The organism is Citrobacter sp. MGH105 (genome assembly GCF_001037485.2).
Taxonomy (GTDB): domain Bacteria; phylum Pseudomonadota; class Gammaproteobacteria; order Enterobacterales; family Enterobacteriaceae; genus Citrobacter; species Citrobacter portucalensis.
Map to the genome: position 1 here is coordinate 43,002 of NZ_CP073049.1, position 24,581 is coordinate 67,582.

Sequence of the window (24,581 nt, forward strand, 5' to 3'; positions counted from 1 at the left end):
CTCAAATGAAATTTGATTTGAAATCTTCACCCCGCCATATTCAACGCCTGACGAATATAGCCAGCGTGATAAGCGGTATAAGTGGTCTTAATGTTGTAATAGACAATAAGGTACATACACCTTATTTCAACAGCGAAAAGAACGTTTGTGTATTACCTAATGGTGATTATAGCGATGAGAAATTCGTCAAGCTAATTGAAGGGTTTATATGTCATGAAGCTGGACACGGTCGCTATACAGAACATGAAGTATACCGTGAAGCTTTTGTTGGGGAACTGATTAATGCAGATGGCTTCATCAGTATAGATGATAAGCTGAACGCTGAATTTCAAACCCTTAAACAAAAGAAAATCGCATATGCCCGGGCTTACCGTCTACATGGACTTATTAATCTCTTTGATGATGTCCAGATGGAAGAGAAAACGGGTATTAACTATCAGGAGGCAAAAAAGCGCCTCGCGGTAAGTTATGCCTTGATGGTTGAAGCTGGGCGAATGACGGTTGATGTTTCTTCAAGCCCTCAAAACCCTGTTCAGTTTATTGAAATGTTCCTGCTTAATACATTGCGGGTTAACGTTCTCCAGCAAGAAGGGCATAAAGAAACGCTTGATCCATTTTTCGATTATGCAAAGAAAATCCTTGAGCCTGTAATTTTAGAAGTTGATGAGATTATTCATCAGGCTCTAAGTTGCAAAAGTACGCAAAATTGCGATTCTCTGGCGCGTAAAACCTTGGCTCTTTTAGAGCGTTTACGGGATGAAGCCAAAGAGAAACAGCAAGAAGAGGATCAGAATAAAGACCCGCAAAACGACACAGACAATTCATCTGGCTCTGAGAATGAACCTGATTCCGAAACCAATGGTGACAACCAGGGTGAAGGGGATGGAGATTCCGAAGAGCAAGACGATGATGCTGGTAATGGTAAAGCACCTATGGAAGATAATGAGCCGTCAGAGCAATCTAAAGGGGATGAAGAAAGTGCTGAGAGCGGTAACGGTGAACCTGATGGAGAGCCCGAAACCGATGAATCGGCTAACCCTGACTCGTATGATGCTGACGGAACTCCTTCCCAAATCGACAGTTCCAATGGAAATCCTTCCGATGGGGAAAGTAACTTTTCTCCTGAGCAGTGGAGTATCCTTGCCAAATTGCTGGATGATTTTCTTAACAGCGATGAGGAAAGTGAAGATTTTCATGAGGCTCTTGCAAATGAAATCTCCGTAATTGCTGCCAGTGTGTCGGATGAGGTTAAAGCTGAATTTGGTGCAAATGAGTGGGATCTTCCAGATTTGCTTATTGATCTGAATGTCTACAATGAAGCATTAAATATCAGTCAGACTCTTGGGGCAGACTTATCTGTTTTACAGCAGGTAAAAATGCGTGGTCAATTTAAAACCCGTGATAGAGGCTTGTCATTCGACATTAATCGATTGATCCAGTCTCCGATGGGTGTGAGGGATGTATTCCGGTCGCAAAGCGAATCTAAAAACCGGGGCCACGTCGGCTTGGTTATTGTTCGTGATATTTCAGGTTCTATGATTCTGGATCACCGTTATATCCACGCAATTAAGACTGACCTTGCATTAACTTTGGCGATTGAAGCTAATTCAAAAATGCACGTTGCTAATGTGATTTATCCGTTTGTCGACAAAGACTTTGAAGTTATCAAAACGTTTGATGAAAACGCGGAAGAGACGCTTTCAAAATTTTCACTCGGCTGTAAAGGGAATAATACCCCAACGGGTTCCGCCTTAATGGCTGCTGTAGAATTGTTACTTGAAAGCCAGTTTGACAGGAAAATTGTTTTCCTTATTACTGATGGTTATCCGACAGAGTCTGATTACACCATTAGTGATGTTCTTACGGTAGCTGAAAGTAACGGTATTGAAATCGCTGGTGTAGGCATTAAAACTGATGAGTTAATTGGTTTTGATGAGGGCACCTTCGTAAATGTTGATGATATTTCTTTACTGCCGAATGTGGTCAGTAAATTAGTACATCAAATTCTATCTAATTAACTCTACCCAATCGGGGCAAAATGACGCCCGGTTGGGTCGTTTTGCTCCCTGAAGGATTAAGGAGCAATATATGACTCAGATAAAGACTTACCGTGTCGAGTATGAAAAAGTCGGGATGATGCATCGTGTCCGTATTTTTGGTCGCATGGGTGAAGTTGTCAAAAGTGAATTGCCAAAAGAAGTAATTCTCCGGGATGTATCTATACCGGAGGGTAATGTAAAAATGGCAACATCAATGGTTGATGGTTTTATCCAGCGTCTTGAAAATAATGGCTTCAAGTCTGAAGCGTAATTGTTAAGGGCCATTATGGCCCTTATTCTTAGATTCTGCGTTGTGGGTTTCTCCCTGTTTTCTGCATCGCAGAGGGCATTGAGAAACCCACAATGCCAGATAAGAGAGAACAAAATGACTTATGCATCACCGGCTGTTAAGCGTACACCACATGAAGTATCTGAGCACTTTATTAAAATGGTTCACGCTCGTGTTGCGGAAGCCTCTGGCTGGCGCTATGTATTCGATAGAATACCGGCATTTAAAGATGCTTGTGATAAAGCACCTAGCCAGGTTCCTTGCCCCTTCACCGGGGACGGGAAATCAAAGTTCCGTTTCCGAAAAAAAGACCTCTATACCGGTTGTGCTATTCACAATGATTTCCCTGTGAATGCATTTTGTGACGGTATTGATGTGCTGGCAGAGTATTACAAGTTGAGCAAAACCCAGACTTGTAAGAAGATCTTGACTGATTTCTTTGGTATGGATCTGTACGCTCCGTTAACTGATGCGGATCTCGAAAGTGAACGGCGTTATAAATCAACAGTTCGTGCAACCGAAACGCTTGATAGCGATGAAGTTGAAAAACGGCTGCGTAAACTTGAAGTGTTATATCACTATACAGGTGAAATCAAGCCAGGGAGTCCTGTGGGCATGTATCTCCGAAATCGTGGTCTTAAACGAATTCTGAGTAATCTGCCTAAGGATCTTGGTCTGAACAACCGACTTTACTATATGGATAAGTCACTAGAGAAACCGTCAACTTACCCGGGAATGATCGCAATTTATCGTGATACACGGGGACGTCCTCTGACAATCCATAGAACGTTCGTAGAGAAAAATGGTGATAAGGCTCGGGTAGAGAATCCGAAACTGATGATGAAACCGCCTGCCGATATGACCGGCGGCTCAATTCAGCTGTACGACCCACACTACAACTCAGGTACCCGTACCTGGACGTTAGGTGTGGCTGAAGGCATAGAAAACGCGCTGTCAGTAACTGAAGCGACTTCAACACCGTGTTGGGCTGCGAGCTCTGCCTGGTGTCTTGAAAACGTTGAAGTGCCGGATAGTCTACTGCCTCCTCCGGATGTGAAAGAAATACAGTTTTACGTCTGGGCGGATAAGGATGTTGTGAATTCAAGAGGCGCTTGCCCGGGTATGGAGTCAGCAATACGACTTCAGGCCCGAATGGAAGAGTTTTTTGCAAAGCGATATCCCACTTCAGAGCTGACAATTAAAGTCTTTGAACCAGATTTCGATATTCCTGAAGGGACGAAAGGAATCGACTGGAACGAAGTATTGAAATTAACAGGACCTGATGGCTTCCCAGTAAAATGGGCTCCTGAATGTCTTGCTCAGCTTTAAACCCGATAACTCCCCCGCCTTTTTAGGTCGGGGGGGGTTATCTCTTTAGTGTTTAATTTCATAAATACTAAACAGATAATTAGATTTCCTTCGTGAAAATCACCTGTTATTCAGGTTTTTTTTACGGCTGAGATGCTTGCTCAGTTAAATAAATGTGCGGTACATCTGGCTACGGTCGGTTGTATGACGTGGTATATCCATATAACTCAAAACCCCTGACGGGAGTATTACCGTTAGGGTGATGCTCATCGTTTAATATAAGAGAGCATTGTTATGAAAACTGAAAATCAAGACTTATTTAATAAGTTTGCTGCTGTGATTTCATCTCGTATCGTTGAGCAACCATCATCATGCTATTATCTTCATGATAGTGAAGTTGACCTTACGATTTTAAAACACAGCATAATAGATAAGGACAAAAACCTGTTGTATGTAATTCGCCCTTCAGGTACATGTTTGTTACGCTGTGATAAATATTTTTTTCCGAATTACTATCTTACCTGTCGTGGAGATTATAAAGCATTCATTTATGTGCATTTTAATCTTGCTACAGGAAAAGCGGAAGATATCACGTGGCAACAAGCTTTAGAAGTTTTGTCCAAACCGGGAAGGCCCCCATTGAGAGGTTCTCTTGGAAGATTTGATTATTTAAAACTTGTGGTTGATGATCTTCGTACCCGTGGTTATGCCGATTTTCTACCGGCATATAATCTGGATGGACTTCGTCATTTTGCAGTAAAGGATGAGCGACCATCTCTTGTCAGTTATATCGACAATGTCATAGCTCTTTGCGCATAAACATATCACATATTTTAACTACATCCCTGATGGCCAATCCCATCGGGGGGGCCCTCAGCATTTAACCTGGAGGCCTTATGAAATTAGCTACAGATCTTGTCAATGCAGTTCTGATAAAGGATGGTGTTGTACCGGTTTCCATTACTGAGATGCCTGTACAGTCTCTTGTAAATCCTTTGACACAAGTGCATCTCAGCCTGTACCTGAAAACAACGCATTTATCGCGGTTCGTCCCTGACTATGTCGAGACTCTGAAAGATTGTCCGGTATCGTATGATATCGGCCTTGAACTTCAGCAGTGTATCAGCAGTGCTGAATTGCTCTGCGAAGACATGGAATCGCTTGAATTTATCTCTGTATGGATAGAACTCTATACGTGTAATTCAAAGCAACAACGGTTTGAGGAAAGTAACTTTTCTCTTCGTTCCGAAGATATCGAGCTGGCTAAGATGCTAGCTTGTTCCCATGATCTCTTGATTAGCCAGGCTGCTTGTTTCTGGCTTTTATATTTTGATGACTTCATGAGATATGTGCGTAATAGACTCTGTACTTTACTCAGAGAAGTTTTAATACTGATTGCCGGACTGCGGAATGCATTCTTGCACCGTAATGAAGATCAGTTAATTAAGAGAGTGAAGTACGGGAATGAAATGCTGGAGGTAACTCTTAAAGCTATTGCACTATGTTCAATGGACCGGTATCTGAAATCATTTACCTCTTTACGAACAGAAGCGGCAGCTTCGGGTTTTATCAAATGTGTTAAGTCTTATATCAGTACAGGGTGGAGACATGGTTATATAGTCTGTCACTATTATCGAAATGGACAGTCTCTTGGTAAGTCATTACCACTTTTTATAAGTGAGACGTCTGAATACAGTATACAGAAACGAGTAAATCGTCTTATATCTTCCACGATATCAGGGCGAAATAAAGATTTAGGTCTTTCTGATTTCTGATTAACACTACCCATCTGGGGATTACTCCCCTGATGGGCGTAATCCCTTTTTATAACGAGAGGATTACATGAAAATTATCGAGAAAATCATTAATGCATTTCTGATGTCACGCAATCACGCTGTGAAGGTCAGCAATGTTATCTGCTTAACTGGTTGTGACGGTAAATTTACTGGTATACGCTGTGACGCCGATGTTTCATTTGATTTTCTTCATTCGTATGCTAACGCATACAGTTCAATATTTTTAGATATCCCGTTCCCTGGGTTCGAAGACCAGAACATTACGGATTGTGTTAAACGTCAGTTAGATGTAGTGAAAAATAAGCAGAATCGGTCTTTCTTTATTGACCATATTAGATTCCCGGTTACTGTCAAGGAAGGATTCACTCTACAGCGCGGTGGTAGTTACGACGTGACTGATAGTGAATATAACAAGCAACGATTGCTGCATTTAACTCGACATGGACGTTTTGGTGAAGACTATCTCACGTACAAAGAAGGACTGAGTCCCTTCTTTTCATTTGTGAATGTAGAATTACATGAAACTATGAAGGAAGGTATTCGTTTAGCACTTGATGTTTTAAATAAGATAACAACTGACCAACCTGACCGTCTTATAAAGGACTTTAAATATCATGACTGTTACAATAGTTATAATGTTCAAATATTTTGTAAGGGGTTGCCAGTTGATATTCTGGAAACGATGATCGCACCTGACTTTTTGTCATCCGACATGTCTGGTAGTCGTCAGATCATCAAAAATGCACGCCGCTATCTTAAAGGCTTTGCCCACAGTAATCGTGTTTACATGAAGTACGGTTGGCGCTTAGCGGATATCGACACGTCTGATTATGCTAAAGTCATGTCAGATAAAGAAATGCATGCCAGAGATGATCTTAAAATGTTTTGCGGTGTCTTTGTTAAAGAGTGCTTCGCATCCGGAAAAGATGAATACGAAGCCTACCTTCAAGAAAGACAACACGCTATTCGTTACGGGTATTAAAACTTATTTTCAACTTATCTAATCCCTGAGGGAACTCTTCCCTTGGGGAGAATTCCCTCTTAACCGAGGGCAATAAAATGAAAGCTATTTATAAATTAATTGAAGCGATGCTGGTGAAGATGGGTTTTGAAGGTGCTGCGATCCAAAGTGTCAATCTGGAAACCGGAGTCATTCAGAGTCTTGTTGTGAAGGTTGATATTCCAGTCCGGACTTTAAAACCGCATTTAATGCGTTATCTGCGCGACTGGGAGCCTTTATGGGGCCCTGACGTGGATAACCATCCTGTTGCACAATATTGCTCAGGAGCTGCGTTGTTGAAGGCTGGGCCGGTCACTCTTGAAACCTTGCAGTTTGAGGTTTCAGTGTCAGCAGCTCACCTGCGTCTTGTTGATGTTGAGCCAGACTGGCTGAATGAAGGTGTGAACCGTGAAAAACTGGACTATGTCTATTATCGTTCCAGCAATGCAGACAAGGATTTAATCCTTGGTATGGTTGAAAACGGTCACAATTTCATCAGCCATCTTCATGGCCAGTTACGGTCACGCTTATCTCAGGTTCTTCCGCTTATTTTCGCAGTTACAGAAAAGGTTGCGGAAAGTTCAGTTCCACAAGTGTTAACCAGGTTCTTCAGTGTTGACCATCAAATCAATACTCAGATAGTAGTTGAACCGGTACCCGTTTCAGTTGCAGACCAGATAATTTCTGCCAACTGGGATGTGAGTAGTATTTCTGGGGCTGACAAGTTCCTGAACCATGTTAATCGTTACCTGTCGGGTAGGGTGATGAAGCGGCGCATTTACGCTGTTATTGAATCTTGCAACGATGGCCCTTTAACTCTCGACGCGAATCTAGGTTGCTTTACTTCACCTCTTCTCGTCACTGAGTACAAAATGGTTCAATCGCATTCTTCATCGCTGTACAGAAAGGCTATAAATAACTCGCTTAAGCAAATCAATTCGTATGCTCCAGAGCATTCGGATGATCTGCTTTACATGTAATTAATAAATAACCCTAAGGGAAGCTCAATCCCTTTAGGGGATGCTTCCTTTATTCTTTCAAGAGGAAGTAGATATGTTTAATGAAAACGATGATATAAATTTTGTTAGCGCCATGCTTAAAAAACAACTTGGTCTGACAGTAATTCAACAGGATATTAAACTGTTTGATAAGTCTAATTTCTTTGAACAACTCTCATTCAAAGCAGAAGTGGCGACTGATGATTTGTTATTCTATCTTGATTCATATATCGAAGAGTTGATAAAACATAAAGCGCCGTATTCTGAAACCGAAGTTCTCCGGAATAAAATCAAATACCTTTTTAAAGTATATGAAAAGTCTGGGTTTCAGAAAATAACAATTCGTGGTTATCATAATGCGCATAGCACTATGAAATTTTTCGATATAGCAACATCAATATTGGCGGCCTCAGAATCGTTGCCTGAATATGATGAATTTCAGAAAGGTCTCAGAAAGGAAATTTATCAGAATAGAATGAGTGTTGACGGGAAAGTTCTTATTGCCCGGTATGCACTGAAGCAATTTTTCCATTCTGATTTTGGCGACTTTATCTATGAGTTTGAGAAAAAAATAACAGAGTGTCTATTTAATTCTCTTCAGGTTATCAAGTCTGTTAAAAATTCATTTCATAGTTTAGGTCAATATCAATATCACCGTCGTGTAAATCATGAACTGATGTTGCATCTTGAGCTGAACACTGATGAATACCCGGCTTGCATGCCTGATCTTTACATTGGTTTCAATGAGTCTGAAGGCACGACGGGGGCGTATTGCGATGATGAAAAACTCATTCGTCTTTATACCTGCGTAAGTTCCGGACACGATGTGCCGGTTATGATGAACGTTCGTTTCACTGGCAGTGATGGGAGTGTTAAGTGTGAATCCTCGCACGGAACCTTCTCTTCTGTGGGACCTTGTGGCCGAGTACAAATCTGTGACAGAGCAGCGTTGATCCATGAAGCGATTGAAGAGTTTCGGGACGGTGTTTAACCGGTCCTCATTCTCACCTCATCGTAAAAAGTAACTTTGTTCGACTAAATGATTGCGTTCACTTTCCTGTTTAACTGGCAGGATAGAATGATTTAGAAAAACATATTTTTATCCACCCACTGGGGAAGTTGCTCCCCTATGGGGCACTTCCTTTCAATTTTCCTGAGGAAGTGAAAATGACTAATTATACTGATAATCAAAACTACGTTCGTGCAGTACTGGCAGACATTGGCATTGATTTTGATGAGACAGAGATTCATATCAATGTCTCTCACTGCCAGGGCGACGAGGTTTCTTTTTCTTGCAGTATATCAGCCAGTGAATTAAGACAGTCTGTGGACCATTATGCGGAAACGCTTAATGCTACTCAACTGGATGGACTGGATGCTAATACCCTCAAGAAGCGCCTGGTTTACTTCCTTGAGGTCTTCGACCAAGTTTCCGGTCAGTATCTGGATATCTCTGGTAAACACTACGCGACTAGCCGCTTTGAATACGATGATGTCTGTTGTGATATCCTAAGTCTTTCTGCGGATAGCACACAACCTGGTGGCTATGATCGTGAAGAATACAAAAAACTGATGGAAGTTGATGGACAGGTTTTAATCGCCCGTTTTGCACTGGAACAATTCTGGAATACGCATTTTATTGGGCTTATCAACTATGTATCAGATGAAATAACATCCGGTCTTCATGATGCTTATCGCACTTTCAGTGATATAAGCATGGCCGCTTATACATTTAGTGAGTATTCATATTCACGTCGAATTACCGACGAACTGAGTCTGCATATTTCACTTCAAGAGGACGATTTCGACGATCAATTAACCGATTGTTATATGGATGAAACAACGCTGCCGTCCGGCAAAGTAGTTTTACGTCGTAATAATGAATCGATTATTGATATTTATGAAAGTTATGCTGCAAAATCTTACTTTCATATGGTTGCTCATGTTCGAGTCCTTGATCAAGATGGTGAAGTCGTTAATGAACTTTACCAAGGGGTGAATGTATCTGAATTGACTGGTGGCCGGGTTAAAATCCATGACCGTCAGGATCTAATTTATGAAGTATTCTCCACATTACGTAAACTCATCCCCGCTACAGAGGTTAAAGTCTCCGTTGCGGCATGAGTGCTGAAGATAGTTTTATATCTTCAGTTTTTTATACTCCCAAGAAGGCACGGTTATCCGTGCCTTTTTTTATTCCTCAAATCTGTTCTTTAATCCGCTATATTTCAACGTACTCATTGACCGATATGATTAACTGCATTGCTCTCCGGTCACAGCTCTTCATAAACCATCCGTTACCTTCCGCATCAACTCCAATCCAAAATGACACTCTTTCTGCTGCTTCCTTTCCTGCTCCGGTTAGTTTCAATTTTTTGACACGTGTTTCCGTTTCCGGCCGCAATCAGTCTACATGCTGGAGACTGCATAAATAAAATTTACTTACTTTGTTTTAGTTTCGCGAAAATAGGTCTCTTATCCGAAAAATGGAACGATAGAGATTTGTATACTGTTTAAAACAAAGGAGTGACTATGCCTGCCACCATAAGTCTGAGCAATATCCCTGTGAACTCGGTCTTTTCCCACGACCAAAGCCAGTTCTCTTATCGGCATGTTGATTTCAGTATTGAGTTGCTGCTTTCTTCGGGAAGTGACTCACAGCTGGAGTATCTTTTTCTCAAACCGGCAGCTGAAGTAAAGGCCGATCTACAGCGTCGTTTAGGCCGTGGGGAACTCTTTGTGACAACAGACAGTTGCGACAATTTTAGCGAAGTCTATGGCTGTATGGGACACGATTGCTGAGGGCTTTATAAAGGCAGGCGTCCGATTTTATAACAATACGAGACACAAGCACCTAATGATGACTGAATCGTTCTATGACTGGGTTGTGTACTGCATCACGGGCGTAATAATGGCGTCGGCGCTCCTCGAAGGAAAAAGAACCCGTTTCCCGGCTGCATTTTTTTACGGAAGCATTGTGCTTCTGGTTGTTTTGATTGTGGCCGGTGGCCTGAACTGGTGGTTTTACCGGTCAAAATTCGGCTCAGTCGTCGTTATTTTTGCTGCTACAACACTGTTAATGACCCGATTCAGGATGGTCATTTATGCGCTCAGGTTTCGGTCGCTGGTTGCAGGTCTGCAATCACACGTTAACAAGGGGTTCAGGATAATCCTCGTTTTACCCGAAAATGAGGACGAGAAGATCGTATTAATGAGCATGTTGTCTAAAAAAATACCCGCAGGCGCGTTGTTTTATACCCAAACTGCTCTGGGTCCATATTCAGGGGATCTACTGCATGCATTGGGACAAAAGCATCTTATGGGCGAAGGTTACCTGCTTCTCTGTGAGCAACAACTTCCTGCCCGAACCTGGCTAAGCACTGTGGAAAACGGTGAACCAGAGACGTCTCTTGCAGTCAATTTTCATTCGATCCCTGATATGGAGTGATACCCCTATGTACAATACCGATTCACAGACCGTACCAGCTGACACCCTGTGTGAAAGCAGTTCTCAGGTGAAAATTCAGTTAAGTCGAAGTGCCTCCCGGGCGCTGACGACGGCGAAAGAAATTCTTGAAACCCGGGGACTGGAATCTGTATCAACTGAAGATCTCGTTCGGGCATGCCTCGAAGAAAATCATCCTCTCGATCTGGCCAGCATCTATCTTGAGCATCGACTAAAACAGAAGGGGACCAGCATCTGCGAATTTTAGCGTTTTGCAACCTATTGGGGAAAATCCGGAATGTGTTTAAATAGCTGTAAATAAAGCAATCTACAGGTAAATCATGAAAAGCAATCTTCATCCTTTTGGAGCGTCTGGCACGAAACGAGTACTCAAAACGGACATTGCGTTGTCGCTGCTCTGTTGGATGTTTACCAGTCCCTTTAGCAACTGGACCGAAAAATATTTTACCGGCACAGAGGTGCCTGAAGCACCGATGCCCGAGTTGGGTCAGGCACCTGAGGCTATCTTTCGATTTGTGCTTAATGATGATGGTTTTGATGTTGGTTATGACGCTGTGGGTATGGATCTCTGCTGTTTCTCTATCCCACTATCTGCAATGCCAACAGTAAATCTCGACGAAGAAGAGACGTTATCCAGGCTGACTGGCGAAATGATCCACGGCGTACTGCTTTCTCTGCCTGAGTACCTTGAGATGCCAGACAGGCTTGTCTATCAGCTAAATGATGAGGTAATGGCGTTCAATTCACACTGTGGCAACGGAATTCTCCATGGATGGACGTCAGCGCAAGAGCTGTGGCGAAACGAGATCTTGCCACGCACACCTATTTTGATGCAGCACACCTCAGTCATTCACTGAGTTCCGGGGGCTCTGGATGAAAAAGCGACTTTACCTGTTGGAATGGAAACTTTGTGAGACACGAGCCTGGTTAGGATGGATGGTTTTTTGGTTGATCATCAGTTTTATGCTGTTATCTGCGATGTTGATGACAGGGCATTTGCTAAACAAGTTTGTCCTAGCGCCCGTCTGGCTGTTTATCTGGTGCTCTCCCTGGTTATGCTTCTTGTTGAAGGTACGCGTGACCGAGATTGATAAAGGGCTGGTGAATACCCTTCAGCTCGGAGGTTTACCGGTTTGTCGGTGGAGCCGTCCTGTAGTTCCCGGCATTTGGTCTGTTGATCGAATGAACGGCCGCTACAGGCTGAACCGTATTGGCACGGATGGCCTAACGGTACATTATCCGTGGCGCTTGCATTATCAGCCTTTGTTCCTGACTCCGGATAACCAGATTTCTGATATTAACGGGGGTAAACATGAATGAAAAATATGACGCTGTAGTGAGTGCAGCTACCTCCTGTCTGTTGTATGTCCGTGAAAACGGAAGGTCAGGCCTCGGGGAATGCCCGGTGGCGTATTCGAATGAACTCATCAACAGATGGCTTAGTTCGGCTGAACGTCGTAATTTGCATTCTCGTCAGTGTTTGCGTTCGATCCGAACCATTCTGAAGCAAGCCAGAAAGTGTCGTCAGCCTGATTTTAAGAGCGTGATGCATTTGCTGGTGGAAGGTAATGGCGTTATCCCGGATGTTACAGTATCGGATTTGGGTAATGTGCAGAGTATACGAAATGAACTTATTGGACTGGGCTGGTGGGTGAAGTTCGGTGTACCGCTGGACTGGCAGCGTATCAATCTGCAACACAGGCCTGTCAGTTTTGGCCTTTTGTCCGACCTTAATCGTTGTTTCAGGCATGACGGCCAGCAGGCTGAACCTCTGCCCCTTTATACAACAGGCAATTCCGATGAACTGCGGAAGGTGTTGGAAAAGTACAGCTACCGGCTGCGTATCGCATCTTCAGAAGTGGTTGAGGATGTAACGGTGTTGCGCTGTTTTATTGAAACCGGAGTGATGAATGTCCAGTGAAAATTTACCTTTCTACCGTGATCGGATTCTGGAGCGAATTGAACAGCTCAGAGCCTTTCTGAATAACCATCAGCCGGTGATGGCGGAACTGATGACTGTGGGGGCCGTCACGCGCCACGAAGAGCGGCTGAAAGAGGTTACCCCAATTGAGGTGAGTACTATTTCTGATGCCTCTGTAGATGACATTATCCGTGTATTTCAGGATTTTTGTATCGATGACATCGATGTACTCAGCAGGAATTCAACGAAAGTAACGACCAAATATCCGGGGCTGATTATTGTTCCTGAGGGTGCCGAACTGCTGAGCAGAATTATTCGCGATATCAACGACGCCAAAACTGACTTTGCCTCAGCTATGAAAAGGGTAAATGATCAGAAACACATCCGCTTTGAGGAAGTTCACCGTAAACTTCCCGGCCTTGTGACAGTGGCGTCTACTCGCAAAATTATGTTTGTGGAGGCACGGCTTAAAAAAGTTACTTTTTGCTGGCGACTAAACCGGAACCAGGTAAAAACCAACGCCAGTGAGCTCATCGCGATGCTGGATAAGCGTCGTACGGCAGCGGTCAAATCGCCAGCGACCACTGACCTGACAGTGGTTGCGAACATCGATAGGGCGAAGGCATTACTTGAAAGAAAGGTCCTACAAGACGGGGATGCGTTACGTCTTTGTCGGACCAATACCTTCCCGGTTCCGATCGCGCATCTGTTCTCATACCGTCCTGAAGGCACGGAGCGTGGAAGTAGCAAATACGCCGAGACGGATTACAAGGTGGTGAAAGCCTCACTGCCCATTTTCGCTGTTGGACAAAAGCCAGCATTTAAAGGTCTTCAGAACTGGGTGCCTGCGTCGGATGACGCACCGTCAAATGCACGAAGGATCAACCATAGCTACACGGAGCTTGTACCCGGTGCGGATCTTGGCATTTTCATTATGAGTAAGGTCTGAGGAGAAAAGCATGCAATGGATCTCCACTACCAGCCAGAAGCTCGATGAGAGACTTTATCGTGTCTGTGTCTGGGTGAAAAAATACCACGAGGACGCTATTAACCGTGTTGTATTGACGGTGGATCTCAGTAAAGCCCGACATGACCCGGGAGAGGATAAGGTACGGTCCGAGTTACTGTGTGGCCATTACTTTCTCATGAGGAAGGAAAACAATGCGAAATCGGCGCCAGCGGATCAAAACTTTGAATTTTTACCTGACGGCCGCAACCTGAGCTGGCAGACGTCGACCCCGGGGCTTCAGCAGCTTCTGCTGAACAATAATGTACCGGAGTCCCTCAGGACCCTGGCTGATTATATTCACATACGTCTGACCAAACTGACAATGGTCCCGATGTCGGGAACCATAATGAAAGCTGCACAGGAAGACAGTATCAGCTGGGTGAAAGTGGATCTGCGATATTTCTGGCAGTATGAACTGGTTGATTCCCATCTGGGACCTGTCCAGGTGTCTCATAAGGCGCTTGTGCGTTTTGGCCGTCTGGCTAAACACGATGAAAATGCCAGCGCTATTCGTATGCTTCGCCAGCGGTTGTCATCACCATTTATTCAGGAATATGAGATGCCTGAGGAGGAGCTGAAGCGTAAGCAACAGATCATGAATACCGCCGATGTGAAAATGCTTTTTCATGCTCATTATCCGGGGCAGAAATTGCTGTTGGCCCGGTATGCCAATGGCTGGGTGCTGGTGGATTGTTTCCTGTTCCACCATATCAAACCCAAAAAGAAGGCGAAAAACAAAACCAAAGCAGGCAAATCAGAAACACAAAATATAAAAACGACGGGGAGTGAGGATCATGGAACTGGGCATTATGGTGTGCATCGTGTTGTTACTCTCACTGGCAGCGGTGTGGATCAGTAACAAGGCGGTGGGATTACTGGAAATCCATTATTTTAAGCGACCGCTGAGCATGGAATATGCGGCGTGGCTGAGGGTGATGTGTGCCGGTTTGTTGTTTATTTTTATCCAGATGGCCCCGGCATTCACGTTTCTGTATACGCTTAAGCTGGTGGCACTGTTAAACTTGGGTGTGCAAACTATGAAGCTTAACGGCGTTTATAAAATGAAACGCACAGGTATGCTGCCGCCGAAAGACGCCCTTCAGGATCTGAACCGGTTTAATCCTTTCCGTAAGAAATAACCCTCAGCAGCGCCCGCATGGGCGCTACTCATCCAGCGCTCCGCGCATGAATTGCGTCATCGCTTTTTTACCAGCTTCAATGTTACGGATATAGCGTGAAACCATCTCCGCGTTGCTCCAGTTACCCATCTCCATGATCTGCAAGAGCGTATACCCGGCATGAGCAAGTTCGATGGCACCGCCTACGCGGACGCTGTGACCGGTCCAGCATCGGGTGCCCGTTTCCTGCGGATGAAGCTCTTCCCAAAGCGCTTCAAAGGCCCGGAGTAGCGTGTTCTTACTAAGCATACCCTCATCCTCGACGGGAATGGGTTCGCCATTTCCCCCGAGCGGGGTTCGGGTAGGCAGATAGGGCATGTTATGGTTTCTCAGCAGCGCATTGATTTCGTTACCCTGGCTTCGTAAACCCCATTCAGGTGGCATATATCCGTTATCCTGAAAGTTAACGGCCTGAAAGAGATAGTCCTTCGGATGGCTGTATTGATCCCTTCCGACCATACCCATCAGCCTTCTCAGTGTGGCTGTGAGGTTAGGGGTCAGATGATAGGTGAGCAGGGTACTGACAGTGGATTTTGTCCGGTATACCGTCAAGGTAAAGCTGCCGGTCTTTTCATCCAGCACAAGGTCTTCCATCCGAATTCGCCTGATCTCCGCTGAGCGAAGCAGTGTTTCAAACCCTGTCCAAATTAGGCAAAGGTCGCGGAGTTTGCGCACCGACTGCGTCGTACTGTGTGCTTTAATCAATGCCTTTAGATCCGTCACCATGAATGGCGTAGCCTGGCGGGTAACTTTCTGCTTTCGGGCTTCAGCCTGTTCGAGGGCCGCAAGAATATAACCCACTTCAGATGTGATGATCCCAGGCTGATCGAGTGCTTTCCTTTGGATACTGTTCAGGGCATGCAGGCACCCTTTAATACTGCTTCGTGACAGTGACTTCTGAAGATGGTCTAAATAGGCCAGCAGTGGAGTTTCAGTCACCGGGAGAGAGCTGGCGGGCCAATCTTCGTTCACCTCCTTTCCTGCATTTGCCTGATACCACTCATTCCAGGAACGCAGCCAATGGAGATACGTCTTAGCCGTATGGTATTTCAGGTGAGAAAAATAGCGGATGAGGCGCATCAGTTGCTTGTCATTAACTTTAACCGTAGACAATTGTTGATGGAGATCGTTGTCTGCAAACCGTCTGGTTACTGGCTGGCTATTCATTGTGTCCACCTGAATACACTGTTTTTATTTACAGCCATTTTAGCATTGCGGTACCTGCTTATGAACAGGTTCCGGGCAACAAAAAAGTGCCGGTGTCAAGTCTTTCGCGCAAATCAAGAAGGACTTGAAACCGTATATGGGACAGTAGGTTAGCTCCTTTCGGGGCCGCTTAGAAGAAGAGCGGCGTTGTCGGCTAGGAGCGACATAGGAGCGTTGGGAGAGAAAGCCGCATCGCACTGTGTAGTGCTGGATTGCCGAGGAACGGCGGGCCTGTCGCATCATCATAGCCCAACAGGCTCGGCGGCATCCAGAATGAAGAACGCGCAGCCTGGGCTGCGCGTTCGATGGATGCCGTTGAATAGCATGCGGTGCAATCATGGCGGCTTCGGTGGTGTGCTGCGGGTCGCCGTGCCCTTCCTGAATCCTCGATCCCCCGCCATGAACGCTTCCAGCATATGCGGGATCAGCGTCGCCGCATCAACGGCCTCGCCATACGCCTGCGCGTGTAGCGCGGCGTAGCGGTCGAGGTCGGCTTTCAAGCTGGTCGGGCAAACGAAAGTCAGCTTGGTGCTCTCGGTCTTCGGCAGCGGGCCGAGCCGCAGCTTCTTGGTCGTGCTCATCGTGAAGTCCCCCGGTTGAAGAACAGCGGCTGGTACCGCCGCAGCACCAGATCCCGGTTGACGATGATGCGAACCGGCAGGCCCGGCCGTTGCGTTAAGGTCGGCTGGATGTTGAGGTTGCGCCGGGTCATCTCCTGGCCGACCTGATTGATGCTGTCCTGCGCGCTGTCGCGCCCAGCGATGATGACGCGATCACCATCCTGCCGGTTCTCCGGCGCGGCCAGCTCGGCACCGACGCCCAGCAGCGTGGTGAGTGCCGCACCGGCAAAGATGCGGCCCCAGTGGTAGTCCACATCGTCCTCCAGCCCGGCATAGCCGGCTGGGTCGGTGCCGGCCAGGTTGTCGAGCGTGAGCGAAGACGTGTCCGGCAGGATGATCCGGTTCCAGACGACTTGAACGCGGCTCTGCCCGTAGCTGACCTGGCTGTTGTATTTGCCCAGGATGCGCGAACCCTGCGGAATCAGCAGGAAGCGCCCGGAGGCTGTGTCATAGACCGGCTCCGTCACCGTGGCGATCACGTCGCCGGGCAAGTCCGACTTAATCCCCGTCACCAAGGCACCTGCGACCACCGTTCCGGCCATGACCTGATACGGCGAAGTTGGCAGGGTCAGATTGCCGGAATTACGGGTTTCAGTGGAGCCACCTTTCAAGAAAGCCTCTTTATGGTCTTGCCGGTTTTGCACCGCTGTCGGGTCAGCAGGCTGGGCCGCCGTGGAGACCGGCCCGGCCGCCAGCGGGTCAAACACCGCATTGGCGGCGAAGCCCGGCGCAGCGGCCACCTGTGTCTGCGCCACCGGCGCCGCATTCTGCCCTCCCGAGCGGAAGAACACGGACGAGGCCGCGGCCGCTTCGGCTTCTTTGCGCAGAGCATCGTTCGGGTCGTGGCCGGGGGCCGCGTAGGCGGCCGTCGCCGGCTGCTGCGACTTCACGATGGCCGGGCCAAGATCGCCCGGCAGCGGCGGCCCCAGTTCGGGAACGGCAGGCGGCAACGCCGGCGGCAGCTTGGAGTAGTCCGTCGGCAGCGCATCCAGTCCTTCAGACTTCGAGACACGATCGACGTTGTAAAGCTCGGTCTGCTCGCCCGCACCGCGCCGCTGAGGTTGCAGCGACCACATCACCGCGCCGAGCACGGCCACCGCCAGGACGCCGGCGAGGATGGCCAGCGTGCGCCGATTCAGGCGCGTGACCGGGCGCGGCTGGGCGCGAAGCGCGACCGCCTCGGGAGCGATCTTGCCCGCCGCCTGCGGCGCGGCAAGGTCGGGAGTGTCATCCTGGCTCATGGTCAGTTCCTCCGCGCAACGCCATCGGTGCGCTCGATCCGCACCACGTCGCCGCCGTCGCCGCCCAGCCGCAGTTCGGCCGCGCCGAACAGGCGATCCACGACGTAGTACGGCGCGCGGAAACGGTAGTTCACCAATTGCCCGTCGCCCTGCGCGCCGATGACAAACAGCGGCGGCAACTCGCCCTGGGCGATGCCCGCCGGAAACTGGATATAGACCTTCTCTCCATCATCGAAGGCGCGTAGCGGCTTCCACGGCGGGTTGCTGCCCGATACCGCGTAGCGGAAGCGGATCTTGTCCAGCGACAGGCCCGTATCGACAGGCGTTGTCGCCTGCGCAGCCTGCGCCTGGCGCTGCAACGCGAGCATCCGGTCTTTCGGGTAGTCCCAGGATACCGACGCCATCCATGCCTTCTCGGTCGAGGTCAGCTCCAGCAGGTAGGTGCGCCGACTGGTGGTGATGACGAGATTGGTTTTCAGGCCGGAACGGATGGGCTTGACCAGCACATTGACGCGCAGATCGGCCCCGCCGCCGCTGGACGTGTCGCCCACGATCCAGCGCACGGTATCGCCGGCGGCGACCGTCACCAGTTCCTCGCCCGGTTGAAGCGAAACCACCGTCACGCGCCCCGGCGACGCATAGACCTGATAAAGCGCGCCATCGGTGAACGGCCACACCTGAATCGCGTTGACGTAGCCCTCACGGGTAGGCGCGATACGCGCTTCTGCATTGGCACGGGAAACGCGCACCTTTTCGTCGGCCGGCTCCGGCGCAACGGGGGCCTCATCGAGTTCCGGCAGCGGCTTCAACTGCGCCGGCAGCGCCAGCGGTTCAGGGACGGCGACGACTTCGACGGGCTTGGGCGGTTCGGGCAATGGCTGGGCCAGCACCGGCTCGTCGAGCGAGATGGACGGCGGCGGCTTGCCCTGCGAGGCGCAGCCCGCGAGGGCCAGCAGCGTCAAAGGAAAAACGTAAAGGCAGAAACGAAGTTTCATGGTTTGGCTCCTTCGGAAGAATCCAGTTCGCGGCTCCATGACAGGCCGTTGACGTAGATACCCAATGGGTTCTTGCGCAAGCGCTGTTCAGTACGCGGGGTTTGCAGGACGGTCGAAAGCACGGCGTTCCAGCGTTCGGTGCCGGCGGGCGCACCGTTGACATAGCGCTGCTCTGTCCAGCGCACGTTGAAAGACGTGTCGCTGGCGCGAACCACGCTGGTGATTTGCACCGTTACCGATTCCTTGCCGATGCGGGCGAATGGGTCATTGGTGCGGGCGTAGTCGTTGAGCACCGCCGCGCCCTTGTCGGTGGTGTAGTCGTAGGCATCGAGCCAGTTCTGCCGCACCACGATGGGGTCGATGGACAGCGAGCGAACCAGCGTCACGAAGCGCGCCAGGTGGTGCGCGATCTGCGCGTCGCCGGGCCGATACGGCGTAGCGGCCTTACCTACAGCGCGCACCTGCCCGGCCTGATCGACCTCGATGACATAGGGCGTCACGATGGACTGCGCCGAGCGCCACACCAGGCCGCCGGCCATCAACAGCGCGAGCACTAGACAGCCGAAGGCCATCAGGCGCCAATTCTTCGCCTGCACGCGGGCGGAGCCGATACGGTCGTCCCACACCTGGGCGGCGGCTTGATACGGGGTGGCAGGCTGCGGCGTATCGGCGTAGCGCACCTGCGGTCGTTTGAATCGCATGGGTGTTCTCCTTGAAGGTTAGGTATCGGAATCCCGCAGGCTCGGGCCTTGCCCGGAGCCGCCGCCGTCGCCCCCGCGCAGCGTGTGGGCGGCAGTGGTCGCGGCATGGGTAGCCTGCTGGCGGCGGTGCATCCGCTTGGCCCAGGCCGGTTGCTCTTGCTTCTGCGAGCCTGCGGTGCCGTCTGCGGTCTGGCCGCGGCCAGCACCGTCGCTGCCGGCTTCTGTGCCGTTCCAGCCAGCGCGGAAGGAGTCGGCCACCTTCTGCCCAACAGCGGAACCGGCCTGGAACGCCGATCGGGCACTGCCGGCCGCCGAAGTCGCGGCACGCGCGCCGGCACCGGCCAGCTTTGCGGCCGCCGGGGCCATTCGTGCCCCAGCCATGACGGCGCCGCCCACTCCCGTTGCGGCGGCTCCGATGGCAACGCCGGTGCCGACAGCCCCGACCGCAGCACCAGCCATCGCGCCCGCACCAAGCTGTGGCGCACCGGACACCAGGCCGGTGGCGATACCGGGGCCGAAAATGCCCAGCGCCAGCAGCGCGAGCGAGGCCAGCATCACGACCAGCGCGTGGTCGATTGATGGTTCGTCGGGATGTACCTGGAACTCGGCAAACAGCCCGGAACCAATGCCGACGATGACGGCCAGCACCAAGACCTTGATGCCTGACGACACCACGTTGCCTAGCACCTTTTCCGCGAGGAACGAGGTCTTGTTCCAGAGTGCAAACGGGATCAAGACGAAGCCGGCGAGCGTAGTCAGTTTGAACTCGATCAGCGTGATGAAAAGCTGTACGGCCAGCACGAAGAAGCAGAGGATCACCACCAGCCAGGCGATGAACAGAACCACGATAGGGTCGATGTTCACGAACACCTCGGGGAACCCAGCCATGTCCCCGATCTGTTCCAGAATCGGCGCGGCTGCGTCGATGCCGGTCTTCGCCAGCCGGCCCGGCTGAAGAAAGTTCTCCATCGTGATGGCCGAGCCGGTAGCGGTGATTCCCAAGCCGGCGAACGAGCGGAACACGATGCTCGCCAGCCAGTTGAAGTTGCCGATGATGTAGGCGAACGCGCCGACATAGAGCACCTTGCGCAGCAGCTTGGCGATCACGTCGTCGCCCTGGCCGGTGGCGTGGCTCATGGCCCAATACAGGCCAGCGATCGTCATGTCGATGACGATGAGCGTGGCGGTGAGAAATGCCACTTCGCCCTGCAATAAGCCGAAGCCCGAGTCGATGTAGCGCGAGAACGTATCGAGGAAACGGTCGATGATGGTCACGTCGTTCATGGCGAATCCTCGGGCGGAGTGAGCGGAACGGCGCCCTCTGGCAATTCATCTGCGGGCGTATCGAAGCTCGGCGGAATCGGCGGGAGTTCAGCCAGCGAGTTGTATTCATCCGGCCCGGTATGGCCGGCGAAGAAGCGCCGCCGGAAGGCTTCGGCGGCGGCGCGGCAGGCATCCTCGCCCATGGCCTGCCGGTCGACCGCGCATTGCCCGCGCAACGCCTTGAGCCGCACCGGATCTGCGGCCAGGGCGTCGGCCAGGTTCTCGGCCGGCTGCTGGCCGCACGCGGTCAGCAGCACGGCCAGCAGGACGGAAGCGCATCGCATGGCCGCCTCCGGTCAGTTGTTGTAGAAGTTGACGGACTGCGGCGTGTACGGCGTGCCGGTGCCGAGGAAGCGCCGCCGCACTTCGCGGGCGCGCTCCATAGCCGCCGCTTGCCGCGCCAGTTCCAGCGAAGCGGCCCGGTCTTGCGTGATCTGGAGCTGCTGCGCCTGGATCGACTGCTTGGCCTGCAAAGCCAGGAGCTGGTTCGTCGCCTGCATCGCTTGCAGCGCGCCGGTGGCCGACTGGCTCTGGCTCACGAGGTCGGCCAGCGCGCTTTCGTCTTGGGCGAGGTTCTGCGACACCTGCGCCTGCATCCGCATCGCGGTGTGCAGGCCGTTCAAGGTGTTCTGCCAGCGTTCGCGGGCATCCTGTGCCATGCGGTCGCCGCTGATGGTGGAGGCGTACTGTTCCGGGTACAGGCGGGCGAACGTGGCATCCATGCTCTGCACGTCGTAGGCCAAGCCGCGCGCCTCGGCGATCAGGCGCTCGGTGGTGGCGAGCGTCGAGCGCAGGCGGTTGACGATGTTGAAGTCGAGATTTGCCAGGTTCCTGGCCTGGTTCATCAACATCTGCGCCTCGTTCTGGAGCTGGTTGATCTGGTTGTTGATCTGTTCCAGCGTGCGCACGGCGGTCAGCGTGTTCTGCACGAAGTTGGACGGGTCGAACACCGTCAGCGCGGATGCGGGCTGCACGGCCAACAGCGATACCGACAGCACAGCAGCGAGTGAGACAGAGAGCAAACGGGGCTTGGTCATCATGGCGAAACCTCCAGCGGTTGAGAAGCGAGAAAGGAAGCTGCCGCCGGAGCGGACGGCAGCAGGTCGGCGGCCCAGCCGAGGCCGCGATGGCGCAGCCACGCGCCGGCGAAGCCGGGAGCGCCGGCCTGCGTCAGCACGCGGTCAATGTCGCGTTGGTCTTGAGGGGTGGATGCGCTCGCGAATGCGAGCGCGACAGGCCCCAGGTCGAGGTCGAACAGGCGATTGCCGAGGCGCGACTGGTAGTAGTAATCGCGCTTGGGCTGGGCGGTCGCCACGATCTCAATCTGGCGGCTGCTCAAGCCGAAGCCTTCGTAGATCGTGCGAATCTGCGGCTCGGTGGCCTGCGGGTTAGGTAAGAAGATCCTGCTCGCGCAGCTTTCGATGATGGCTGGCGCGATGGTCGAGTCCTTGATGTCGGCCAGCGACTGCGTGGCGAAGATGACGCTGACGTTCTTTTTTCTGAGCGTCTTGAGCCATTGCCGGATGCGGGCCGCGAAGGACGGCTCATTGAGGAACAGCCACGCTTCATCGAGGATCAACAGCGTGGGCGCGCCGTCGAAACGTTCGTCGAAGCGGGCGAACAGGTAGCGCAGCACCGCTTGCACGGCGGCCGGGCTGTGCATCAGTTCTTCCATCTCGAAGCCCTGCACGTCGGCCATGCCCAGCCGGTCGTGGTCAGCGTCCAGCAGCTTGCCGTGTGCGCCGCCCAGCACATAGGGCGCGAGCGCTTGGCGCAGCGCGTTAAACTGCAATAACACCGACAAGCCGGTCATGGTGCGCTGCTCCACCGGCGCACCGGCAAGGCTTCTCAGCGCCGACCAGATGGCAGCCTTCTCGTCCGGGCCGACCGTCACGCCTTCGTGCAGCAGCCGGCCCTCCACCCATTCGGCGGCCCAGGTGCGGTAGCCCTCGTGGGCAATTCGCGCGAGTGGCTGGAAGGCGATGCCGCCATCGGCGCCGAGGTCATAGTGCTCACCGCCAAGGCCGAAGATGGTGGCGCGCATCGAGCGGCCCATGTCGAAGGCGAAGATCCGCGAGCCGAAGTAGCGCCGGAACTGCATGGCCAAGATGGCGAGCAGCACCGACTTGCCCATGCCGGTCGGCCCGGCGACAAGGGTGTGCCCCACGTCGCCGATGTGCGTCACCAGCCGGAACGGCGTCGCGCCATCGGTGCGGGTGACGATCAGCGGCGGGCCATCGAGGTGTTCGTTCTTCTCCGGCCCAGCCCATACCGCTGACATCGGCATCATGTGCGCCAGGTTCAGCGTCGAAACGATGGGCTGACGCACGTTCGCGTATGCGTTGCCGGGGACGGACGACAGCCAGGCATCGACTGCGTTGAGGGTTTCGGGGATGGTCACGAAACCCCGGCCCTGGATGACGCGCTCCACCATGCGCAGCTTCTCGTCGGCCACGGCCGGGTCGGCGTCGAGCACCGTCACCGTGGCGGTGAGGTAGCCGAAGGCGACTTGATCGCTGCCCAGCTCCTGCAAGGCGGCATCGGCGTCGGCGGCCTTGTTGCTGGCATCGGTATCGACCAGCGGGCTTTCCTGCTGAAAGATCGTTTCGCGCAGCAGCGCGATGACGTTCTTGCGCTTGGCGAACCATTGGCGCCGCAAGCGCCCCAATTCCCGTTCCGCCTCGGCTTTGTCCAGGCACAGGAAGCGCGTACTCCAGCGATACGCAAAGCCCAGGCGGTTGAGGTCGTCCAAGATCCCCGGCCAGGTCGAGGTCGGGAAGCCTCGTACCGACACCACGCGCAGGTGCTGATCGCCCAGCATGGGCGCCAGGCCGCCGACCAGCGCGGCATCGGCAAGCAGTGCGTCGATATGGAACGGCACGTCGGGCACGCCGACGCGATAGCGCCGGGTGGAGACTGTGGCATGCAGGTAGGTCAGCGTCTGGCTATCGTCCAGCCAGGCAATCTCCGGCATCACACCATCGAGCAGGTCGAACACGCGATCGGTCTCTGCCACGAAGGAATCAAGCCGACCACGCCAGTCCACACCCTCAGTGGGCCGGTTCTCGTACAGCATCCCAGCCGCACGGGCGCGAGACTCTTGCGGCGGTAGGTGTTGCAACGTGAAGTGATAGACGCTCTCGAAATGGCCATCCGACTCCTCGAACGCCGCGCGTCGCTCCTCATCCACCAGCCAGGACAGTGGTTCGGGAAAGGAGGATTGCGGATAGCTCGATGCCCGCATCCGCTCGGCCTCGATATAGAAGGCCCAGCCAGACCCGGTACGGCGAAGCGCGTTGTTCTGCCGCGCCGACGTGGCAATCAGCTCGCCCTGTGTCGCACTGTCCAAGTCGGGGCCGCGAAACTGGAACGTGCGTTGAAACGAACCATCTTTGTTCAGCACAACGCCCGGCGCGACCAGCCCGGCCCAGGGCAGCCAGTCGGCAAGCAAGGCCGGGCGCTGACGATATTCGGCAAGGTTCAGCATGGCG

Annotated in this window: 27 protein-coding genes; 18 read left to right on the forward strand and 9 right to left on the reverse strand. The window is 51.6% G+C overall.

What is annotated here, in order from left to right; all coding sequences use genetic code 11:
* Positions 1 to 5: 5 nt before the first annotated feature.
* The 18 genes from SK35_RS24535 (at position 6) to SK35_RS24625 (ending at position 14,965) form a co-directional block, all read left to right on the forward strand.
* Complete coding sequence (locus tag SK35_RS24535; RefSeq protein ID WP_022652174.1) at positions 6 to 2,018, forward strand: vWA domain-containing protein; 2,013 nt, start codon at positions 6 to 8, stop codon at positions 2,016 to 2,018.
* 70 nt (positions 2,019 to 2,088) lie between these two features.
* On the forward strand, positions 2,089 to 2,310 hold the full coding sequence (locus tag SK35_RS24540; protein ID WP_015063134.1) for a hypothetical protein: 222 nt from the start codon (positions 2,089 to 2,091) through the stop codon (positions 2,308 to 2,310).
* A gap of 114 nt (positions 2,311 to 2,424) precedes the next feature.
* The gene (locus SK35_RS24545; RefSeq protein ID WP_032610499.1) at positions 2,425 to 3,657 is read left to right on the forward strand and encodes a DUF7146 domain-containing protein; all 1,233 of its coding nucleotides are present in this window, start codon (positions 2,425 to 2,427) and stop codon (positions 3,655 to 3,657) included.
* A 273-nt stretch (positions 3,658 to 3,930) separates the two neighbouring features.
* Positions 3,931 to 4,455: a hypothetical protein gene (locus tag SK35_RS24550; protein ID WP_022652175.1), complete on the forward strand. Its 525-nt coding sequence runs from the start codon at positions 3,931 to 3,933 to the stop codon at positions 4,453 to 4,455.
* A gap of 77 nt (positions 4,456 to 4,532) precedes the next feature.
* A complete protein-coding gene (locus SK35_RS24555; protein WP_015063137.1) occupies positions 4,533 to 5,411 on the forward strand; it encodes a hypothetical protein in 879 nt (292 codons plus the stop codon).
* A gap of 67 nt (positions 5,412 to 5,478) precedes the next feature.
* Entirely contained in the window at positions 5,479 to 6,414 is a 936-nt protein-coding gene (locus tag SK35_RS24560; protein WP_015063138.1) for a hypothetical protein, read from the forward strand.
* A gap of 77 nt (positions 6,415 to 6,491) precedes the next feature.
* Complete coding sequence (locus SK35_RS24565; RefSeq protein WP_022652176.1) at positions 6,492 to 7,412, forward strand: hypothetical protein; 921 nt, start codon at positions 6,492 to 6,494, stop codon at positions 7,410 to 7,412.
* Positions 7,413 to 7,485: 73 nt separating this feature from the next.
* Positions 7,486 to 8,421, forward strand: coding sequence for a hypothetical protein (locus tag SK35_RS24570; RefSeq protein WP_022652177.1), 936 nt, complete (start codon positions 7,486 to 7,488; stop codon positions 8,419 to 8,421).
* Between the two features lie 176 nt (positions 8,422 to 8,597).
* A complete protein-coding gene (locus SK35_RS24575; RefSeq protein WP_022652178.1) occupies positions 8,598 to 9,554 on the forward strand; it encodes a hypothetical protein in 957 nt (318 codons plus the stop codon).
* A 408-nt stretch (positions 9,555 to 9,962) separates the two neighbouring features.
* Positions 9,963 to 10,232 (forward strand): hypothetical protein, encoded by a 270-nt coding sequence (locus SK35_RS24580; protein WP_015063142.1) that lies wholly within the window; start codon positions 9,963 to 9,965, stop codon positions 10,230 to 10,232.
* 109 nt (positions 10,233 to 10,341) lie between these two features.
* Positions 10,342 to 10,878 carry a hypothetical protein gene (locus SK35_RS24585; RefSeq protein ID WP_223203164.1) on the forward strand — a complete coding sequence of 179 codons (537 nt, stop codon included), beginning with the start codon at positions 10,342 to 10,344 and terminating at the stop codon, positions 10,876 to 10,878.
* Between the two features lie 7 nt (positions 10,879 to 10,885).
* Positions 10,886 to 11,143 (forward strand): hypothetical protein, encoded by a 258-nt coding sequence (locus SK35_RS24590; RefSeq protein ID WP_015063144.1) that lies wholly within the window; start codon positions 10,886 to 10,888, stop codon positions 11,141 to 11,143.
* A 73-nt stretch (positions 11,144 to 11,216) separates the two neighbouring features.
* Positions 11,217 to 11,753, forward strand: a complete 537-nt coding sequence (locus SK35_RS24595) for a hypothetical protein (RefSeq protein WP_015063145.1) — start codon at positions 11,217 to 11,219, stop codon at positions 11,751 to 11,753.
* Between the two features lie 16 nt (positions 11,754 to 11,769).
* Positions 11,770 to 12,216, forward strand: coding sequence for a hypothetical protein (locus SK35_RS24600; protein WP_015063146.1), 447 nt, complete (start codon positions 11,770 to 11,772; stop codon positions 12,214 to 12,216).
* Entirely contained in the window at positions 12,209 to 12,817 is a 609-nt protein-coding gene (locus tag SK35_RS26970) for a hypothetical protein (protein WP_015063147.1), read from the forward strand. Before SK35_RS24600 ends, SK35_RS26970 begins: the two co-directional genes overlap by 8 nt.
* Positions 12,807 to 13,766, forward strand: coding sequence for a DNA replication terminus site-binding protein (locus SK35_RS24615; protein WP_022652180.1), 960 nt, complete (start codon positions 12,807 to 12,809; stop codon positions 13,764 to 13,766). The genes SK35_RS26970 and SK35_RS24615 overlap by 11 nt, the downstream gene beginning before the upstream one ends.
* A gap of 10 nt (positions 13,767 to 13,776) precedes the next feature.
* Complete coding sequence (locus SK35_RS24620) at positions 13,777 to 14,685, forward strand: hypothetical protein (RefSeq protein ID WP_022652181.1); 909 nt, start codon at positions 13,777 to 13,779, stop codon at positions 14,683 to 14,685.
* Positions 14,621 to 14,965 (forward strand): hypothetical protein, encoded by a 345-nt coding sequence (locus SK35_RS24625; protein WP_015063150.1) that lies wholly within the window; start codon positions 14,621 to 14,623, stop codon positions 14,963 to 14,965. The genes SK35_RS24620 and SK35_RS24625 overlap by 65 nt, the downstream gene beginning before the upstream one ends.
* 24 nt (positions 14,966 to 14,989) lie before the next feature.
* Here SK35_RS24625 and SK35_RS24630 read toward each other — a convergent pair whose 3' ends face one another.
* From SK35_RS24630 to trbE, 9 genes are all read right to left on the reverse strand, one after another.
* The gene (locus SK35_RS24630; RefSeq protein WP_015063151.1) at positions 14,990 to 16,171 is read right to left on the reverse strand and encodes a tyrosine-type recombinase/integrase; all 1,182 of its coding nucleotides are present in this window, start codon (positions 16,169 to 16,171) and stop codon (positions 14,990 to 14,992) included.
* 374 nt (positions 16,172 to 16,545) lie between these two features.
* Positions 16,546 to 16,791 (reverse strand): DUF2274 domain-containing protein, encoded by a 246-nt coding sequence (locus tag SK35_RS24635; protein ID WP_006378741.1) that lies wholly within the window; start codon positions 16,789 to 16,791, stop codon positions 16,546 to 16,548.
* A complete protein-coding gene (locus SK35_RS24640) occupies positions 16,788 to 18,071 on the reverse strand; it encodes a TrbI/VirB10 family protein (protein WP_016487820.1) in 1,284 nt (427 codons plus the stop codon). The genes SK35_RS24635 and SK35_RS24640 overlap by 4 nt, the downstream gene beginning before the upstream one ends.
* 2 nt (positions 18,072 to 18,073) lie before the next feature.
* On the reverse strand, positions 18,074 to 19,066 hold the full coding sequence (gene trbG / locus SK35_RS24645; RefSeq protein ID WP_016487821.1) for a P-type conjugative transfer protein TrbG: 993 nt from the start codon (positions 19,064 to 19,066) through the stop codon (positions 18,074 to 18,076).
* Positions 19,063 to 19,767, reverse strand: coding sequence for a conjugal transfer protein TrbF (gene trbF, locus SK35_RS24650; RefSeq protein ID WP_006378793.1), 705 nt, complete (start codon positions 19,765 to 19,767; stop codon positions 19,063 to 19,065). Before trbF ends, trbG begins: the two co-directional genes overlap by 4 nt.
* An 18-nt stretch (positions 19,768 to 19,785) precedes the next feature.
* On the reverse strand, positions 19,786 to 21,051 hold the full coding sequence (trbL, locus tag SK35_RS24655; protein ID WP_022652183.1) for a P-type conjugative transfer protein TrbL: 1,266 nt from the start codon (positions 21,049 to 21,051) through the stop codon (positions 19,786 to 19,788).
* Complete coding sequence (locus tag SK35_RS24660; RefSeq protein WP_006378798.1) at positions 21,048 to 21,374, reverse strand: hypothetical protein; 327 nt, start codon at positions 21,372 to 21,374, stop codon at positions 21,048 to 21,050. The genes trbL and SK35_RS24660 overlap by 4 nt, the downstream gene beginning before the upstream one ends.
* Before the next feature lie 12 nt (positions 21,375 to 21,386).
* Positions 21,387 to 22,130, reverse strand: a complete 744-nt coding sequence (gene trbJ / locus SK35_RS24665) for a P-type conjugative transfer protein TrbJ (RefSeq protein ID WP_006378800.1) — start codon at positions 22,128 to 22,130, stop codon at positions 21,387 to 21,389.
* Positions 22,127 to 24,577, reverse strand: coding sequence for a conjugal transfer protein TrbE (gene trbE, locus SK35_RS24670; protein WP_006378801.1), 2,451 nt, complete (start codon positions 24,575 to 24,577; stop codon positions 22,127 to 22,129). Before trbE ends, trbJ begins: the two co-directional genes overlap by 4 nt.
* Between the last annotated feature and the right edge of the window lie 4 nt (positions 24,578 to 24,581).